Raw genomic sequence first — 16,714 nt, forward strand, 5'->3', positions numbered from 1 at the left:
GCCTTCCTAACGCGAGAACACCAGGGTGGGACTGCCGTGATAGGTGGTTTCCTGCCAGCGCTGAAAGCCGGCTTTCTCAGCCACGCGAATCGATGGCAGGTTCTCAGGCGCAATGATGCAGACCGCGCGCAGCGCGCCCAAGTGACGTTCGCCCCAAGCCGTGACAGCAGCGACGGCCTCGCTCGCATAGCCTTTGCCATGCGCCGACGGCGCCAGCACCCAGCCAAATTCCAGCATGCCTTCCAGCGACGGCTGCAGATCGCGCTTGAAATCGGCATAGCCGATGTCGCCGATATAGCGGCCGCTGAGTTTTTCCTCGACGGCCCAGTAACCGTAGCCGAGCAGGGACCACATGCCGGCGTACTGCAGCAGCCGCTTCCACACTTCTTCGGCGGTGAACGGCCGGCCACCGATATAGCGGGTGACCTCCGGATCCGACCAGATCGCCGTACAGGCGGCGTGGTCATCGATCCGATGCCCACGCAGCCGCAGCCGCTCGGTTTCGAGCACGGGCACCAGACCGTCGGCCAACCGCCCGTGCCGGCCGGTCATCAGCCGCGCTTCTCGGTGGTACGCAGGGTACCGGCCAGCTTGTCGAGCACGCCGTTGACGTAGCTATGGCCGTGGTCGGCGCCAAAGCGCTTGGTGACTTCGATCGCCTCGTTGATGATCACGCGATACGGCACGTCCGGGCGGTACTTCAACTCGTAGGCGGCCAGGCGCAGCGCCGCGCGCTCGATCGGGTCGATCTGGCCGACGTCACGATCCACGAAGGGCTTGAGGCTGGTATCGATCGCGTCGATGTTGCGCTCCACCCCGTGCAGCAGGTCCTCGAAGTATTCGAGGTCGGCCACTTCCATGTCCTGCTCGTGGCGGAACTGATCGATCACCGCATTCATGTGGCTGCCGCTGAGCTGCCACGCATACAACGCCTGCAGTGCGCGCCGGCGGGCGCGCGAACGCGCAGCGAGATCGATGCCTTCGGGACGACTCATCACAGCTTTCCGTACAGGTTGACCATCTCGAGCGCCGCCAGCGCCGCATCGGCGCCCTTGTTGCCGGCCTTGGTGCCGGAACGCTCGATGGCCTGCTCGATGCTGTCGGTGGTCAGCACGCCAAACGCCACCGGCACGCCGGAAGCATACGCCGCCTGGGCCAGGCCCTTGGCGCATTCGCCGGCGACGTAGTCAAAATGGGGGGTGGAACCGCGGATGACGGCGCCCAGCGCGATCACCGCCGCGTACTTGCCTGAATTCGCCACCTTGTGGGCCGCCAGCGCGATTTCCCAGGCGCCCGGCACGCGGATCAGCTCGATCGCGTCGTCCTTCACGCCATGGCGCACCAGCACGTCCCGCGCGCCGGCCACCAGGGGCTCGACGACAAAACCGTTGAAACGGCCGGCGACAATGGCAAAACGGCCTTTGGGCGTGGCGAAATCGCCTTCGATGATCTTCATGGGGGTGCGCTTCCTGAGGGCTCGGTGGCCCATGCGGGCCGGACATTTTACGGGATTTGGGGCAACTTGCCCGGATCGGGCCGGGAAACCGCCCCGGAAAGGTGGGGATGGCCGGAAAAATGCAGCCTGGCCTGCCCGTTCGCCACCTGCAGCCGGGCCGGCACGCCGAATGGCAGGGTGAACTTGTCCGGCTCGTGGCCAAACGGCAGGCCCCGCACCACCGGCACCCGCGCCACCCGGCTGATCTGCGCGAACGCAGCGTCGACGTCGTAGCCGTTGTCGTAGGCATGCGGCCGGCACTGGCTGAAATGGCCCAGTACCAAGGCGCGCTGGCGATCCAGCACGCCGGAAAGGTGCAGCTGGTACAGCAGGCGCTCGATGCGGAACGGCGGCTCGCCCACGTCCTCGACGAACAGGATGCCGCCGTCGATGCGCGGGAAGTACGGCGTGCCGAGCAGGCTGCACAGCACGGCGAGATTGCCGCCCCAGAGCGGGCCATGGACATCCAGCTCGGCGGCCGGATCGGTGGCCCAGCCTGCCGAGGCCTCCGGCGCGGATACCGTGCGCCAGAAGTGTTCCCACATCAGCGGGTTGAGCTCCGGTGCGCCGAAGTCCGCACCCAGCATGGGGCCGCCGAACGTGGTGAGGCCGCTCTTCGCGTGCAAGGCCATCTGGATCGCGGTGAAGTCGCTGTGGCCGACCAGCAGGGTGGCCGTGCCGGCCAGGCGTTCGCGCAAGGCGCCGTAGTGGATATGTTCGAGCAGCCGGGTGGCCCCGTAGCCGCCACGGATCGCCAGCGCGATATCCGGCAGGGACGGATGGATGGCCAGGGCGTTCAGATCGGCCACGCGCTCGGCGTCGCTGCCGGCATAGCGGTGTTCGACGCGGTCGAGCACGTCCAGTCCATCCACCGTGCAACCGGCCACACGCAGGCGGGCCACGCCGCGGGCCATGGCATCACGGTCGTGCGGGTAGCCGGAGGGGGCGATCAGGCGTAGTCGGGTCATGGCGGCGTCTGGTCTGGAGATGGGCCTGGAGTATGGGCTTGGCGAGCTGGCGTTCCGAGGGCATGAAGGGGCGAAAACCCTGCACCGTCATCGCACCCTACCTACTACGGTCATCCCAGCTTTCGCTGGGACGACGGGGGTGAGGGAGCGACGTGAGGCTGGTGGCCCCTCAAACGTACTCCACCACCTCCAGCCCAAAGCCACCCAGGCCCACCATCTTGCGCGGCGTGCCCAGCACCCGCAGCTGGCAGATCCCCAGGTCGGCCAGGATCTGCGCGCCAAGGCCAAGCTGGCGCCATTCCTGCTGCTGCGCTTCTTCCGGCGCCTGGGTCACCGGCTGGCGATTGAGTCGACGCAGCAAGGCCTCCGCTGTGTCCTCACCCGAGAGCACCAGCAGCGCACCACGGCCTTCGTCGGCAATGCGGCGCAACCCGGACGTGACGGTCAGGCCAAGGTCATCGCGCTGCAGATGCAACACGTCGGAAAGCGTGTTGCGCACATGCACACGGGTCAGCACCGGCGCGCCGTCATCCACCTTGCCGCGGACCAGGGCGAAATGCAGGCCGTGACGGATCGCATCGCGATAAGCCACCAGGCGGAACGGGCCGAACTCGGTCTGCACGTCCTCTTCATAGACGCGCGCGACGGTCTTCTCGGTTTCCAGGCGATAACGGATCAGGTCGGCGATGCTGCCGATCTTCAGGCCATGCTTCCTGGCGAAGACTTCCAGCTCGGGGCGACGCGCCATCGAGCCGTCCTCGTGCAGGATCTCGATCAGCACGGCGGAAGGCTCCAGCCCTGCCAGCGCGGCCAGATCGCAGCCGGCCTCGGTATGGCCTGCACGCGTCAACACGCCACCCGGCTGGGCGGTGAGCGGGAAGATATGGCCGGGCTGCGAGAGGTCCTGCGGCTTCGCATCCGACTTCACCGCCACCTGGATCGTGCGTGCGCGATCGTGGGCGGAGATGCCGGTGGTGACGCCCTCGGCCGCCTCGATCGAAACGGTGAAGTTGGTCTGGTAGGGCGAGGTGTTGTCGACCACCATGGGCTTGAGGCCCAGCTGGCGCGTGCGATGCTCGGTCAACGTCAGGCAGACCAGGCCGCGGGCCTCGCGCACCATGAAGTTGATGTCTTCCGGGCGCACCATCTGCGCCGCCATGATCAGGTCGCCTTCGTTCTCGCGATCCTCGTCATCGAGGATCACGACCATGCGGCCGGCGCGGATGTCTTCGAGGATTTCGGGGATGGTGTTGAAGCTCATGGGAGTATCCAGAGAAAGTTTGTCGCGGCGCTGCCTTTACTCGTCATCCCCGCGAAAGCGGGGATCCAGCGCCTTGAGTCGTGCGAAAGACGTTGGGTCCCCGCTTTCGCGGGGACGACGGACGTCAGACGAAACCGTGTTGCTTAAGGAACGCCTCATCGAGCTTCGGCGCGTCTCCGCTGGCGATCAGTCGCTCGATATAGCGCGCCACCACGTCCACCTCGATATTCACCGCATCGCCCACGCGACGCGCATGGAACGCGGTGTGTTCCACCGTGTGCGGAATCAGGTTGACGCCGAAGCGATGGCCAGCCACTTCGTTGACGGTCAGGCTGGTGCCGTCGATGCAGACCGAGCCCTTGGCGGCGATGTAGCGCGACAGCGCGGCCGGCACTTCAAACATCCAGCGCAGCGAGCGTCCGTCGGGCGTGATCGACACCACCTTGCCCAGGCCATCGACATGGCCGGACACCAGATGGCCACCCAAACGATCGGCCAGGCGCAAGGCCTTTTCGAGATTGACCGGGTCGCCGGCCTTCAGCTTGCCCAAGGTGGTGAGCGACAGCGTCTCGTTGGAGACGTCCGCGCCGAAGCCGCGCGACTCCAGCGTGACGGCGGTCAGGCACACGCCGGACACGGCAATGCTGTCGCCCAGCTGCACATCGGCAAGGTCGAGGTCGGCGGTATCGACGTGCAGGCGCACATCACCGCCACGCGGTTCGAGCCGCGCAATGCGACCCACGGTCTGGATGATCCCGGTGAACATCAGCACACCTCCCTGGCGAAGGCGGCGACCGAACGGCAACGAAGCCGGTTGTAACGATGCTTGGACATGAAACGTTTCCCGCGTGAATAGCATGCGAAAAACGCCCCAAGGCGTCTGGCAGGCACGCGCCCGCGAAGGCGCGCACCGTACCGTCTTCTCTCATCCGGACTTTCTGGAGGCTGTCGCCAGCTTCCAACCGTCGGCTCCGGATTTGGACCGGATCTGCTGACCTTCCGGCTAGGCCGGAAGCGCTCGCGGGCTCGCACCTTGAAGGTACCTACCGCCGGTGGGGAGTCGCACCCCGCCCTGAAGACGTCGTTGTGGTTTTACCGGCGAACCGGCCTGCGCAGTCTACCACCTTCCCCGGCGACGCTTTGCGCGGGATCGTGCAGCTGGCAGAACAATCTGTCCGGCCAGCCGCCTGGCCACGCTCACATCCCGATGGCCTGCCCCGTCTGGCGGCGATAGTCCCGCAACACCTGATCCATCACCCAGCTCGTGCGCGCGCCGGTCACCGCAGTCGAAGGACAGGCACCGGCCTGGCCGGTCAGCTCGGCCACGATGGTTTCGACCAGCGGCTGCTGGATATGCAGGGGGTTGTTGATGCGCAGCTCCCTGGCGCCGTCGGCGTTCTCGACCCGGATCGGACCGTCGCCAAAGGTGGCGAAGGTGATGCGGCCGCGATCACCGATCACTTCGATCTGGTCGTGATGCTGGTAGCTGCCGAACTGCCACAGGCCGGTGCCGAGCATGCCGTTGCCGAAGGCGAACGACATCGCCACGGTGTCCTCCACCGGGTAGGCGCCGAGCTGATTGCTCGCCTGTCCGCTGGCCGCAACTATGGGGCCGAACAGCCAGTCCAGAATGTCCAGCGTGTGGCAGCCAATGTCCATGAAGATGCCGCCACCGGAAATTTCCGGCCGTACATGCCAGGGCAGGTTCGCCGGATCGTGGTAGCGCGGATGATGCGGTTCGTGCAGCACGCTGTTGACGATGCGCGGCGTGCCGATGGCCTGCTCGTCGAAGATCAGCTCGCGCACCTTGAGGAAGCGCGGCAGGCGACGGCGGTAATAGGCCACGAACACGGGCACGTTCGCCTCGCGGCCCGCACGGATGATCGCGTCGCATTCGGCGGCATCCATGGCCATGGGCTTTTCCACATACACCGGCTTGCCCGCGGCGATGCTCATCAAGGCGTATTGCTTGTGCGTCGACGGCGGCGTGGCCACGTAGACGGCATTGACGTCCGGGTCGGCGATCAAGGCGGCGGCATCGTCATACCAACGCGCCACGCCGTGGCGCTGCGCATAGTCGCGCGCCTTGTCGCCATCACGACGCATCACCGCCACCAGCGAGGAATTCGGCGTCTTGCTGAAGGCAGGGCCACTCTTCACCTCGGTGACATTGCCGCAGCCGATGATGCCCCAGCGTATCGATGGCGTCGTCATGTGGTCTTGAACTCCTTGCCGAGAAACTGCTGGTGATAGGCGTGGAACATGTTCACTTCCGGGTGCTTGGCGCGCTCGACCAAATGCAGACGCAAGGCCTCGCGCACATTGGGTTCCAGTGATGACAAGTAGTCCACCGTGTATTCGGTGTGATCGAGCACGCCGAAGTGGCAGGTCGGTGGGCGCGTGCTGGAATGGAAACCGAGATGGATGGTGATGCGCCGGTCCTTGAGCACGCCACCGTAGCCGCGATGCACCGCGTAGTTGTTGTAGAACACCGCTTCGCCCGGCTGCACCACGATCTGCCTGCCGCCGCTGAGTTCGGCGGCGTCCACCGGCGCCATCTTCTCGGTGTTGCCAAAGATCGTCCGCTCCTCCGCGTTGAGCTGGCGGCGGTGACTGCCCGGCACGATCCACAGGCAGCCGTCCACGGTCAGCGGCATATTCATCTGCACGTAGTTGTAAGCGTAGTCGTCACTGAACCAGCTCGGATCCACCAGCTCGTCCGGCACCTGCAGCACGTCGCGATGCCAGCCCTGGCGGTAGTCGATGCCGGCATCGCCGTAGAACAGCGAAGCGCCATCGATCACGATGCCATCCCCCAACAAATCGCGGCACACGGCGAGGATGTCGGCGTTGCAGATGATGTCCTGCACGCCGCGAATGGCCTTGCCCGGCTGCAGGAATTGCAGGTTGCTCATGCGCGCGGCATCGCCGCGTTCGCGGCGCGATGCTTCCACGGCGGCCACGTAGCGGGCGACACTGGCGTCATCCAGGATCTTGCGGATCAGATAGCCCTGCTCGCGGAACGAAGCACGCTCCGACTCCGTCAATACACCTGGCTGCGAATGCTGCGACTGGGTCATGCCTGATACCTTTGATCTCGAATCCGAAAGAAGCGGCGCACCTAGGCAGCGGATCGCATCAGCAAGCGAAGGTCGTCACCGACGATGCGTCGATCGATGGCCTGCAATTTCCAACGCGCCGCCATATCCGTCAACAACGGCAGCTGCAACAGCGGGCGCGCGGCATCGCCGAGCAATAAGGGGGCCACGTAGATCAACAGCTCGTCGACCAGGCCGGCGGCGAACAGCGCACCGCACAAGGTGGGACCGGCTTCCACATGCACTTCGCTGCAATGACGATGCGCGAGCACGCCGAGTACGGCGGATAAATCCAACGCATCGCCCTGCTCCGCGACCACCGCGAGCTCGACCTTGTGAAAGCGGCCATCGTTCGCCCCTGCCTGCTCACCATGCAACAGCAAGGTCGGCGCCGTGCCGTCCAGTACGTGGCTACCTGCAGGCGTACGCAACTGCCGATCGAGGACAACCCGCAACGGCGGCGTAAACGCTTCGCCGCCGGGCAGGCGCACATTCAAGCGTGGATCATCCGCCAGCACCGTGCCGGAGCCCGTGAGGATCGCCGAGCTACGGGCTCGCCAGCGTTGCACGTCTGCACGTGCGGCCTCGCCGGTAATCCACTTCGATTCGCCGTCGGCCAGCGCGGTGCGGCCATCCAGGCTCATCGCGAGCTTGACGCGCACCCAGGGGCGACCGCGTTCGATACGGCTGAAGAAGCCGATATTGAGTTCGCGTGCGCGTTCGCGCAGCAGCCCCGTCTCGACTGCGATACCGGCATCGCGCAGCTTGCCGATGCCGCGGCCGGCGACTTGCGGGAATGGGTCCTCGGCCGCGATCACCACGCGCGCCACGCCGGCGGCGATCAACGCATCGGCGCAGGGCGGCGTGCGGCCGTGATGCGCGCAAGGTTCCAGGGTCACATAGGCCGTAGCACCACGCGCCTGGTCAGCGGCCTCGCGCAACGCGAACACCTCGGCGTGCGGTTCGCCAGCGCGTTGATGAAAACCCGTGCCGACCACCTGCTCGCCATGCGCGATCACGCAACCGACGCGCGGATTAGGCTGGGTGGTGAACAGGCCGCGCTCGGCCAGGCGCAGGGCGTGCGCCATGTGGGCGTGGTCGATCGCGGTGAAGGTGGACGTCATTACCGAGCCGATTCGCAGTGCGGTGGCGTCAGTCTATGCGAAGTAGCGGCTTTTACTTCCTCTCCCCTTTGGGGAGAGGATTGAGGTGAGGGGCGGGTGCTCGCGGAATCGTTTCAACGAAAGCCGGCTTCGACTCAGCGACGAGGCTAGATTGACCCCTCACCCCAACCCTCTCCCCAAAGGGGAGAGGGAGCAGTGCTTAGGACTTCTTGCGCCGCGCCACGCTCTCGCCCAAGAGCGAAAGCTGCAACGCCTCCAGCTCCGGCAAGTCGCGCTCGAGCTTCTCGATTTCCTCGCGGAACGCCTGCACGTCCTCGAACTTGCGATAGACCGAGGCGAAGCGCACATAGGCCACCTGGTCGAGCTTCTTCAGCTCGCGCATCACCAGCTCGCCGACCTGTCGCGACGGCACTTCGCGTTCGCCGCAGCGGCACAGGTCGTTGACGATCTCGCGCACGGCGGCATCCACCGAGTGGGTGGGCACCGGCCGCTTCTGCAGCGCGCGCTCGAAGCTCACGCGCAACTTGCGCTCATCGAACGGTTCGCGGCGCTCGCCGCTCTTGACGATGGTGGGCAGCTTCAGCTCCGCCGTTTCGAACGTATTGAAGCGTTCGCTGCACTTGGGGCATTCGCGGCGGCGACGCACCGTGGCGCCGTCCTCGGTGAGGCGGGAGTCGATGACGCGCGTGTCTTCGTGCTGGCAGAAGGGGCAATGCATGGGTCAGCCATGAGTATGCAGGAGTGGGAAAGGCCTGACCATGTCTGTGCTCTCCCCCGCTCCTGCGAACTCGTGCCCGGTCTCAGCCGTAAACCGGGAACTTGTGGCACTGCGCGGTGACCTGCTCGCGCACGCGGGCGATCACTGCCTCGTCATTCGGCGCGTCCAGCACGTCGCAGATCCACTGGGTCAGCTCGACCACGTCCGCTTCCTGGTAGCCGCGCGTGGTGATGGCCGGCGTGCCCACGCGCAGGCCCGAGGTGACGAAGGGCTTGCGGGGATCGTTCGGCACGGCGTTCTTGTTGACCGTGATATGGGCCTTGCCCAACGCTTCTTCCGCGTCCTTGCCGGTGACGTCGCGGCCGATCATGTCGACCAGCATCAGGTGGTTCTCGGTGCCGCCGGAAACGATCTTGTAGCCGCGCTCGATAAACGTCTTGGCCATGGCCTTGGCGTTCTTGACCACCTGCGCCTGGTAGGTCTTGAACGACGGCTCCAGCGCTTCCTTGAAGGCGACCGCCTTGGCGGCGATCACGTGCATCAGCGGACCGCCCTGGATGCCCGGGAACACGATCGACTGCAGCTTCTTCTCGATCTCTTCGCCGGCCTGCCCCATTGAGGCTTGGTTGGCCACGATGATGCCGCCGCGCGGACCGCGCAGCGTCTTGTGCGTGGTGGAGGTGACCAGATGCGCATGCGGCACCGGACTCGGGTAAACGCCTGCAGCGACCAGGCCGGCGACGTGCGCCATGTCCACGAACAGGTAGGCACCGACCTTGTCGGCGATGGCGCGGAAACGGGCCCAGTCCATGACCTGCGAGTAGGCGCTGAAACCGGCCACGACCATCTTCGGCTTGTGCTCGAGCGCGAGACGCTCGACTTCGTCGTAATCAACCAGGCCCTGCTCGTTGACGCCGTACTGCACCGCGTTGAACAGCTTGCCGGAGATATTGACCTTGGCACCGTGGGTGAGATGGCCGCCATGCGCCAGGCTCATGCCGAGGATGGTGTCGCCCGGCTGCAACAGGGCGAGGTAGACCGCCTGGTTGGCCTGCGAACCGGAGTGCGGCTGCACATTGGCGTAGGTGGCGCCGAACAGCTGCTTGAGGCGATCGATGGCCAGGCGCTCGGCAATGTCGACGTATTCGCAGCCGCCGTAGTAACGCTTGCCCGGGTAACCCTCGGCGTACTTGTTGGTCAGCACGCTGCCCTGCGCTTCCATCACGCGCGGGCTGGCGTAGTTCTCGGAAGCGATCAGTTCGACATGATCCTCCTGGCGACGCGCTTCATCCGCCATGGCCTGGGCCAGTTCATTGTCGTAACCGGCGATCGTCTCGTGCTTCGGGAACATCCTGACCTCTATTGGGGTGGCTACAGGGTTAGAACGAGAAAGTGTAGCGGTCATGTGTTATGGGGGCCACCTCCGGACACTTGTGCGCACGTTGCGTACAACGTACCGTACGCCGCACGCAATCGAACCGCAGGACCCGTCCGATGCCCATCGAACCCTCGCGTGTCCAACCCCGCCTGCTGCGCTGGCTGGCCCCCGCCCTGCTCCTGCTGGCCCCGCTGGCATTCGCCGCGCCAGGCATCGCCGGCGTCGGCATCGCCCCCATCCATATCCCGGACCCGGTGAGCGGTGGCCAGACGGATGGCTACGTGTTCTATCCCTCGACCGAGGCCACCCCGGGCACGTTGGCGCTGGGGCCCTACCAGGTAGCCGCCCGCATGGGTGTGCCAGCCGTACCCGGTGCGAAGCCGCTGGTGGTGATTTCACACGGCAACGGCGGCTCGCGCCTGGGCCACCATGGCCTCGCCACCTACCTGGCCAGCCATGGCTTTATCGTGGCCACGCTCAACCATCCCAGGGACGACTTCGAGGACACCAGCGGCGTCGGCCATATCGAAGTGCTGGCCGGGCGCCCGGTGCAGGTGAAGTCGACCATCTCGACCCTGCTGGCCGATCCACGCTGGAAACCGCTGATCGACCCGACGCGCATTGGCGTGGCGGGATTCTCAGCCGGCGGCTATACCGGCCTGATGGTGGCGGGCGCCCAACCCCGCTTTACGCGCTTCGTGGACTTCTGCGAGCGCTACCCGAAGGACCCCAACGTCTGCGGCAAGCTGGCCGAGTTCCAGGCCGAGGCAGCCAAGTCCGGCCTGACCCTGCGCCAGCTGATGCAGCGGCGGCAGGACCAGCTCGACCGCTATGGCGATACCGCCGACCCACGCGTCAAGGCCGCCTTCGTGATGGCTCCGCTCAGCCTGGTCTTCGACGCGCATAGCTTCGATGGCGTCACCGCTCCGATCTACCTGTACTACGGCGAAAACGATCATGTGCTGCGGCCCGATGCCAATGCCCGCCATATCCAGCCACTGATCCACACCCTGGCCGGCGTCAAGGAGGTGCCCAAGGCCGACCACTGGGTGTTCCTGACTCCGTGCGCGCCGGCGCTTGCCAAGCAAATCAGCGAGCTGTGCAGCGACCCGCCGGGCGTGGATCGCCAACAGGTGCACGCGCAGATCGACGCGGATGCGCTGGCATTCTTCCGCCAGGCCTTGCACTGGCCGGCCGACTGACATGCCCCGCGCCCTGAGCGAACAGGAAACCGACGCCTTCCGCGAGCGGCTATGCGACGCGGCGGCCCGGCTCTACGTGGACGAAGGCCCGGGCGCCGTCACCCTGCGGCGCCTCGCGGCGGAGCTGGGCGTAGGCACCATGACGCCCTACCGCTACTTCGCGAACAAGGAAGCGATCATCACCGCCGTACGCACGCGCGGCATGCACCGCCTGTGCGAGGCCATGGAGCGTGCCCTGCACTCGCCAGGCGACGGCCGCAGCCGCAGCCGCGCGGTGCGCGATGCCTATATCGCGTTTGCCCGCGCCAACACGGCCGCCTACCGGCTGATGTTCGAGTACCCCGAAGCGAACCGCGATGACCCGGACTATCGCGAAGCGCACCAGCGCATGTGGCGCAACATCGCCGCGCATGTGGAAGTAATGATTGCCGAAGGCAAGGTCGTCGCCGACCCGGCCATCCTCGGCCACCAGATCTGGGCGTCACTGCACGGCGCGGTGATGCTGGAAATCGCTGGCCTGCTACCCGAAGGCTATGACGCCGCCTCGCTGCATACGCGCACGGTGAGTGCGCTGTTCGAGACAGCACAGCCGCAGCGATAGCCCCCCGAAAGCGGGAAAAACGCAGCAGCACATGGCAAGCCCATCGCACGGGCGCACCATAGGGCGCTACCGCCTATGGAGCCTCCACCATGCAGCAACGCACGCTCGGCAAGCACGGCCCCCAGGTCTCCGCCCTCGGCCTTGGCTGCATGGGCATGTCCGGCATGTATGGCGCGGCCGATCGCAGTGAGAGCATCGCCACCATTCACGCCGCGCTCGACGCCGGCATCGACCTGGTCGATACCGGCGACTTCTATGGCATGGGCCACAACGAAATGCTGATCGGCGATGCCCTGGTCGGGCGTCCGCGCGACAGCTATCGACTCAGCGTGAAGTTTGGCGCCCAGCGCGGCCCGGCCGGCGACTGGCTGGGTTACGACGCGCGACCGGCCGCGGTGAAGACCGCGCTCGCCTACACGCTGCAGCGCCTGCGCACCGACTACATCGACATCTATCGCCCTGCGCGCCTGGACCCCAAGGTACCGATCGAAGAGACCGTGGGCGCCATCGCCGACCTGGTCAAGGCCGGCTACGTGCGCCAGCTGGGCCTGTCCGAGGTGGGCGCCAATACCATCCGGCGCGCGCACGCCGTGATGCCGGTGGCCGACCTGCAGATCGAATACTCGCTGATCTCGCGCGGTATCGAGACGGCAGTCCTGCCGGCGTGTCGCGAGCTGGGCATCGGCATCACCGCCTATGGCGTGCTTTCGCGCGGCCTGATCAGCGGCCACTGGTCCAGGGACCAGGCCACCGATGCACGCGATTTCCGCCAGCACAGTCCGCGCTTCCAGGGCGACAATCTCGCCCACAACCTCGGCCTGGTCGAACTGCTGCGCGAGCTGGCCGAGGCACGCGGCGTCAGCGTGGCCCAGCTGGCCATCGCCTGGGTGCTGGCGCGCGGTGACGATATCGTTCCGCTGATCGGGGCACGCAGCCGCACGCGCCTGCACGAAGCGCTCGGTGCACTGGACGTGACGCTCGGCGCCGACGACCTCGCCGCCATCGAACAGGCCATCCCGCCCGACGCCGCCGCCGGCGAGCGCTACAACCAGCAGGGCATGGCCTCGCTGGACAGCGAACGTTGAACGCCGTCCGCCGCTAGCGCAGACCCGTTCCCGGCCGCCGCCGCGCCACCGCCGAGACCAGCACATAGCTGATGATCATCAGCAGCAGCCACGCGCCCAGCTTGCCTAGCGGCACCATGTTCCAGCCATGCCGCTGGGCGGGATAACGCCAGGCAGCGGCAAACGTGCCCAGGTTCTCCGCCAGCCAGATGAACAGCGCCACCAGCACGAAGCCGAGCAGCAAGGGCATGCGCCGATGCGCATGGCGTATGCGGAAGTGGATCCAGCTCGGACCGAACAGCCACGCCACCGCGCCAAACAGCAGCCAGCGCGCGTCCGGCAGGAAGTGATGGGTGAAGAAGTTGATATAGATCGCGATGGCCAAGCACGCCGTCGCCGCGAACGATGGATGCCGCACGAAGCGAAAATCGAACAGGCGCCAGGCCCGCGCGATATAGCTGCCCACCGAGGCATACATGAAACCGGTGAACAGCGGCACGCCTCCGATGTGCAACAACGACGGCTCGGGATACACCCACGAGCCCATCGTCGTCTTGAAGACTTCCATCGCGGTGCCCACCAGGTGAAAGCACAGGATCACCACGGCCTCGTCGCGCCCCTCCAGCCCGGTGGCGATCAGCACGAGCTGGATCGACAGCGCGGCCAGGGTGAGGAAGTCGTAACGCGCCAGGGCAGCCCCGGCCGGGTACCAGGCCCACGTCGCCAGCAACAAGGCCAGCATGCAGCCCCCGAACAGGCAGGCCGAGGCCTGCTTCAGGCCAAAACAGACCAGCTCATGCAAGGCCGTGGCCCAGCGACCACGCGTCTGCGCCCAGGCCGCCGTTTGCCCGTCCAGCACGGCAAACACCCGTAACGCGTTGCCCGCCGCCGGCATGCCTGGTCCTGTCATGGCGTCTCATCCGTGGAAAAGACCAGCATGGACGGGGACACTGGCCATTCGCCGCCAGAACATGGCCGCCGAGAGGCAGGGAACTCACGCAGCAGGGGCGCTGCTGTCACCGGGATCGCCCCACAAGCCGCTATAATGAGTGGTTTACACCCACTCTGAATGCACCGCCTGCCCTCCTCAGCCGGCGTCGTGCACGCCGCCGGAGGCTCCATGCAATACATCTACACCATGAACGGGGTGAGCAAGATCGTCCCCCCGAAGCGCCAGATCATCAAGGACATCTCGCTCAGCTTCTTCCCCGGCGCCAAGATCGGCCTGCTGGGCCTGAACGGCGCGGGCAAGTCGACGGTGCTGAAGATCATGGCCGGCGTGGACAAGGACTTCCAGGGCGAAGCCCGCCCGCAGCCGGGTATCAAGGTCGGCTATCTGGCGCAGGAGCCGCAGCTCGATCCGGAGAAGACCGTGCGCGAAGCGGTCGAGGAAGGCGTGTCGGTGATCCTCGATGCGCAGAAGCGCCTCGACGAGGTCTACGCCGCCTACGCCGAGGAAGGCGCCGACTTCGACAAGCTGGCCAAGGAACAGCAGGAGCTGGAAAACATCCTGGCGGTGAACGACGCCCATGCGCTGGAGCGCCAGCTCGAAGTGGCCGCCGACGCGCTGCGCCTGCCGCCGTGGGACGCCAAGATCGGCCCGCTGTCCGGTGGTGAAAAGCGTCGCGTGGCGCTGTGCCGCCTGCTGCTGTCCAAGCCGGACATGCTGCTGCTCGACGAGCCGACCAACCATCTGGACGCCGAGTCCGTCGACTGGCTGGAGCAGTTCCTGCAGGACTACCCCGGCACGGTGGTGGCGGTGACGCATGATCGCTACTTCCTCGAGCACGCGGCCGAGTGGATCCTCGAACTCGACCGCGGCCGCGGCATTCCGTGGAAGGGCAACTACACCGACTGGCTGGAACAGAAGAGCGAGCGCCTGGCCCGCGAAGAAGCCGCCGAAAAGGGTCGCCAGAAGGCCCTCGCACGCGAGCTGGAGTGGGTACGTTCGGCCGCCAAGGGCCGTCAGTCCAAGGGCAAGGCGCGTATCAACCGCTTCGAGGAACTGAACTCGGTCGAGTACCAGAAGCGCAACGAAACCAACGAACTCTATATCCCGCCGGGCGAGCGCCTGGGCCAGGAAGTGATCGAGTTCAAGAACGTGTCGAAATCGTTCGGCGATCGCCTGCTGATCGACGACTTGTCGATGAAGATTCCGCCCGGCGCCATCGTCGGCGTGATCGGCCCGAACGGCGCCGGCAAGTCCACCCTGTTCAAGCTGATCACCGGCCAGGAAACGCCGGACCAGGGCGAGGTGAAGCTCGGCCATACCGTGCAGCTGGCCTACGTCGACCAGTCGCGCGACAGCCTCGATCCGAACAAGAACGTGTGGCAGGAAGTCTCCGACGGCGCCGATATCATCACCATCGGCCGCTACGAGCTGCAGTCGCGTGCCTATATCGGCCGCTTCAACTTCAAGGGCACCGACCAGCAGAAGATGGTGGGCAGCCTGTCCGGTGGTGAGCGCGGTCGCCTGCACCTGGCCAAGACCCTGATGCAGGGCGGCAACGTGTTGCTGCTCGACGAACCGTCGAACGATCTGGACGTCGAGACGCTGCGTGCACTGGAAGATGCGATGCTGGAATTCCCGGGTTGCGCGATGGTGATCTCGCATGACCGCTGGTTCCTCGACCGTATCGCCACGCACATCATCGCGTTCGAAGGCGACTCGCACGTCGAGTTCTTCCCCGGCAACTACAACGAATACGAAGCGGACAAGAAGCGCCGCCTCGGCGACGAAGCGGCCAGGCCGCATCGCGTGAAGTACAAGAAGCTGGCGTAAGCCCGCTCTTACTCCCTCTCCCCTTTGGGGAGAGGGCTGGGGCGAGGGGCCACGGCTGGCTCCGATCCTCAAAAGAACATCACTATTCTTAAGCGATACCGCAAGACCACCCCTCACCCCAACCCTCTCCCCGGAGGGGAGAGGGAGCAGAGAGCGGCAGCGAGGAGACCCCGATGCACTTCATGCAATCCCTGCACCAGGCATGGACCCGCAACAACTCATTGGTCTGCGTCGGCCTCGATCCCGAACCCGCGAAATTTCCGGCGCATCTGCAAGACAGCAACGACGCCGTGTTCGAGTTCTGCCGCGCCATCGTCGACGCCACGGCGGACCTGGTGTGCTCATACAAGCCGCAGATCGCGCACTTTGCCGCCTTGCGCGCGGAGGATGCGCTGGAGCGCTTGATCGCGCACATCCACGCCAAGCACCCTGGCGTGCCGGTGATTCTCGACGCCAAGCGCGGCGATATCGGCAGCACGGCGCAGCATTACGCGACCGAAGCGTTCGAGCGCTATGGCGCCGATGCGGTCACGCTCAACCCGTATCTCGGGCGCGATTCCATCCAGCCCTTCCTCAATCGCGCCGACAAGGGCGTGATCCTGCTCTGCCACACCTCCAATCCAGGCGCGGCCGACCTGCAGGATCTGCGCGTCACCGACGAGGACGGCAACTCCCTGCCGCTTTACCAGCACGTCGCCAAGATCATTGCCAAGGATTGGAACGGCCATCGCAACTGCGCGCTGGTTACCGGCGCAACCTGGCCCGAGCAGTTGGGCGAAGTACGCGCCCTGGTCGGCGACATGCCCCTGCTGGTTCCCGGCATTGGCGCGCAAGGCGGCGACGTGGAAGCGGTGGTGCGCAATGGTCGCAGCGCCGATGGTGCAGGCCTGCTGATCAGCTCGTCCCGTGCGATTCTTTACGCCGGCAACGGCGCAGACTTCGCCCAGGCTGCACGTGCCGCCACGCTGGAACTGCGCGACAGCATCAACCGCTATCGTTGAACCAAGCGGGCCCGGTTACGCC

At 65.9% G+C, this 16,714-nt stretch carries 17 protein-coding genes and 1 riboswitch; of the genes, 5 read left to right on the top strand and 12 right to left on the bottom strand.

Annotated elements, in window-relative coordinates; all coding sequences use genetic code 11:
• Positions 1-6: 6 nt before the first annotated feature.
• The 11 genes from OUZ49_RS07385 to glyA all read right to left on the bottom strand — a co-directional run bounded on the left by OUZ49_RS07385 (position 7) and on the right by glyA (position 10,015).
• Positions 7-552 carry a GNAT family N-acetyltransferase gene (locus OUZ49_RS07385; protein WP_266149651.1) on the bottom strand — a complete coding sequence of 182 codons (546 nt, stop codon included), beginning with the start codon at positions 550-552 and terminating at the stop codon, positions 7-9.
• Positions 552-995 carry a transcription antitermination factor NusB gene (gene nusB, locus OUZ49_RS07390; RefSeq protein ID WP_266149653.1) on the bottom strand — a complete coding sequence of 148 codons (444 nt, stop codon included), beginning with the start codon at positions 993-995 and terminating at the stop codon, positions 552-554. The genes OUZ49_RS07385 and nusB overlap by 1 nt, the downstream gene beginning before the upstream one ends.
• Positions 995-1,456: a 6,7-dimethyl-8-ribityllumazine synthase gene (gene ribH, locus OUZ49_RS07395; protein WP_266149655.1), complete on the bottom strand. Its 462-nt coding sequence runs from the start codon at positions 1,454-1,456 to the stop codon at positions 995-997. Before ribH ends, nusB begins: the two co-directional genes overlap by 1 nt.
• 47 nt (positions 1,457-1,503) lie before the next feature.
• Positions 1,504-2,463: a muramoyltetrapeptide carboxypeptidase gene (ldcA, locus tag OUZ49_RS07400; protein WP_266149658.1), complete on the bottom strand. Its 960-nt coding sequence runs from the start codon at positions 2,461-2,463 to the stop codon at positions 1,504-1,506.
• 169 nt (positions 2,464-2,632) lie between these two features.
• On the bottom strand, positions 2,633-3,724 hold the full coding sequence (gene ribBA / locus OUZ49_RS07405) for a bifunctional 3,4-dihydroxy-2-butanone-4-phosphate synthase/GTP cyclohydrolase II (protein WP_266149660.1): 1,092 nt from the start codon (positions 3,722-3,724) through the stop codon (positions 2,633-2,635).
• 124 nt (positions 3,725-3,848) lie between these two features.
• Positions 3,849-4,490, bottom strand: coding sequence for a riboflavin synthase (locus OUZ49_RS07410; protein WP_266149662.1), 642 nt, complete (start codon positions 4,488-4,490; stop codon positions 3,849-3,851).
• Positions 4,491-4,637: 147 nt separating this feature from the next.
• Positions 4,638-4,808: riboswitch (FMN riboswitch) on the bottom strand.
• A 113-nt stretch (positions 4,809-4,921) separates the two neighbouring features.
• On the bottom strand, positions 4,922-5,938 hold the full coding sequence (locus tag OUZ49_RS07415) for a Gfo/Idh/MocA family protein (protein ID WP_266149664.1): 1,017 nt from the start codon (positions 5,936-5,938) through the stop codon (positions 4,922-4,924).
• A complete protein-coding gene (locus OUZ49_RS07420; protein WP_266149666.1) occupies positions 5,935-6,804 on the bottom strand; it encodes a phytanoyl-CoA dioxygenase family protein in 870 nt (289 codons plus the stop codon). Before OUZ49_RS07420 ends, OUZ49_RS07415 begins: the two co-directional genes overlap by 4 nt.
• Positions 6,805-6,845: 41 nt before the next feature.
• Positions 6,846-7,946 carry a bifunctional diaminohydroxyphosphoribosylaminopyrimidine deaminase/5-amino-6-(5-phosphoribosylamino)uracil reductase RibD gene (gene ribD / locus OUZ49_RS07425; RefSeq protein WP_266149668.1) on the bottom strand — a complete coding sequence of 367 codons (1,101 nt, stop codon included), beginning with the start codon at positions 7,944-7,946 and terminating at the stop codon, positions 6,846-6,848.
• Positions 7,947-8,145: 199 nt separating this feature from the next.
• Positions 8,146-8,664 carry a transcriptional regulator NrdR gene (gene nrdR, locus OUZ49_RS07430; protein ID WP_266149670.1) on the bottom strand — a complete coding sequence of 173 codons (519 nt, stop codon included), beginning with the start codon at positions 8,662-8,664 and terminating at the stop codon, positions 8,146-8,148.
• 82 nt (positions 8,665-8,746) lie between these two features.
• On the bottom strand, positions 8,747-10,015 hold the full coding sequence (gene glyA, locus OUZ49_RS07435; RefSeq protein WP_266149672.1) for a serine hydroxymethyltransferase: 1,269 nt from the start codon (positions 10,013-10,015) through the stop codon (positions 8,747-8,749).
• 143 nt (positions 10,016-10,158) lie between these two features.
• On the opposite strand from glyA, the gene OUZ49_RS07440 reads away from it, so the two are divergent.
• The 3 genes from OUZ49_RS07440 to OUZ49_RS07450 all read left to right on the top strand — a co-directional run bounded on the left by OUZ49_RS07440 (position 10,159) and on the right by OUZ49_RS07450 (position 12,930).
• Positions 10,159-11,244: an alpha/beta hydrolase family protein gene (locus OUZ49_RS07440; protein ID WP_266149674.1), complete on the top strand. Its 1,086-nt coding sequence runs from the start codon at positions 10,159-10,161 to the stop codon at positions 11,242-11,244.
• 1 nt (position 11,245) lies between these two features.
• Positions 11,246-11,845 (top strand): TetR/AcrR family transcriptional regulator, encoded by a 600-nt coding sequence (locus OUZ49_RS07445; RefSeq protein WP_266149676.1) that lies wholly within the window; start codon positions 11,246-11,248, stop codon positions 11,843-11,845.
• Positions 11,846-11,934: 89 nt separating this feature from the next.
• The gene (locus OUZ49_RS07450; RefSeq protein WP_266149678.1) at positions 11,935-12,930 is read left to right on the top strand and encodes an aldo/keto reductase; all 996 of its coding nucleotides are present in this window, start codon (positions 11,935-11,937) and stop codon (positions 12,928-12,930) included.
• Positions 12,931-12,943: 13 nt separating this feature from the next.
• On the opposite strand, the gene OUZ49_RS07455 is transcribed toward OUZ49_RS07450, so the two are convergent.
• Positions 12,944-13,819 (bottom strand): DUF817 domain-containing protein, encoded by an 876-nt coding sequence (locus OUZ49_RS07455; RefSeq protein ID WP_266149680.1) that lies wholly within the window; start codon positions 13,817-13,819, stop codon positions 12,944-12,946.
• Between the two features lie 210 nt (positions 13,820-14,029).
• Between OUZ49_RS07455 and ettA the strand changes: the two genes are divergently transcribed.
• Together ettA and pyrF are read left to right on the top strand one after the other, a co-directional pair.
• Complete coding sequence (gene ettA / locus OUZ49_RS07460; protein WP_266149682.1) at positions 14,030-15,691, top strand: energy-dependent translational throttle protein EttA; 1,662 nt, start codon at positions 14,030-14,032, stop codon at positions 15,689-15,691.
• 173 nt (positions 15,692-15,864) lie between these two features.
• Positions 15,865-16,692, top strand: coding sequence for an orotidine-5'-phosphate decarboxylase (gene pyrF, locus OUZ49_RS07465; RefSeq protein WP_266149684.1), 828 nt, complete (start codon positions 15,865-15,867; stop codon positions 16,690-16,692).
• The last annotated feature ends 22 nt before the right edge of the window (positions 16,693-16,714 follow it).

Source organism: Dyella halodurans (genome assembly GCF_026283925.1).
GTDB classification, from domain to species: domain Bacteria; phylum Pseudomonadota; class Gammaproteobacteria; order Xanthomonadales; family Rhodanobacteraceae; genus Dyella; species Dyella halodurans.

Bases quoted from the DNA above. Each gene is read 5' to 3' on its own strand.
- OUZ49_RS07385 (WP_266149651.1), bottom strand. From the start codon at position 552: ATGACCGGCCGGCACGGGCGGTTGGCCGACGGTCTGGTGCCCGTGCTC.
- nusB (WP_266149653.1), bottom strand. From the start codon at position 995: ATGAGTCGTCCCGAAGGCATCGATCTCGCTGCGCGTTCGCGCGCCCGC.
- ribH (WP_266149655.1), bottom strand. From the start codon at position 1,456: ATGAAGATCATCGAAGGCGATTTCGCCACGCCCAAAGGCCGTTTTGCC.
- ldcA (WP_266149658.1), bottom strand. From the start codon at position 2,463: ATGACCCGACTACGCCTGATCGCCCCCTCCGGCTACCCGCACGACCGT.
- ribBA (WP_266149660.1), bottom strand. From the start codon at position 3,724: ATGAGCTTCAACACCATCCCCGAAATCCTCGAAGACATCCGCGCCGGC.
- OUZ49_RS07410 (WP_266149662.1), bottom strand. From the start codon at position 4,490: ATGTTCACCGGGATCATCCAGACCGTGGGTCGCATTGCGCGGCTCGAA.
- OUZ49_RS07415 (WP_266149664.1), bottom strand. From the start codon at position 5,938: ATGACGACGCCATCGATACGCTGGGGCATCATCGGCTGCGGCAATGTC.
- OUZ49_RS07420 (WP_266149666.1), bottom strand. From the start codon at position 6,804: ATGACCCAGTCGCAGCATTCGCAGCCAGGTGTATTGACGGAGTCGGAG.
- ribD (WP_266149668.1), bottom strand. From the start codon at position 7,946: ATGACGTCCACCTTCACCGCGATCGACCACGCCCACATGGCGCACGCC.
- nrdR (WP_266149670.1), bottom strand. From the start codon at position 8,664: ATGCATTGCCCCTTCTGCCAGCACGAAGACACGCGCGTCATCGACTCC.
- glyA (WP_266149672.1), bottom strand. From the start codon at position 10,015: ATGTTCCCGAAGCACGAGACGATCGCCGGTTACGACAATGAACTGGCC.
- OUZ49_RS07440 (WP_266149674.1), top strand. From the start codon at position 10,159: ATGCCCATCGAACCCTCGCGTGTCCAACCCCGCCTGCTGCGCTGGCTG.
- OUZ49_RS07445 (WP_266149676.1), top strand. From the start codon at position 11,246: ATGCCCCGCGCCCTGAGCGAACAGGAAACCGACGCCTTCCGCGAGCGG.
- OUZ49_RS07450 (WP_266149678.1), top strand. From the start codon at position 11,935: ATGCAGCAACGCACGCTCGGCAAGCACGGCCCCCAGGTCTCCGCCCTC.
- OUZ49_RS07455 (WP_266149680.1), bottom strand. From the start codon at position 13,819: ATGACAGGACCAGGCATGCCGGCGGCGGGCAACGCGTTACGGGTGTTT.
- ettA (WP_266149682.1), top strand. From the start codon at position 14,030: ATGCAATACATCTACACCATGAACGGGGTGAGCAAGATCGTCCCCCCG.
- pyrF (WP_266149684.1), top strand. From the start codon at position 15,865: ATGCACTTCATGCAATCCCTGCACCAGGCATGGACCCGCAACAACTCA.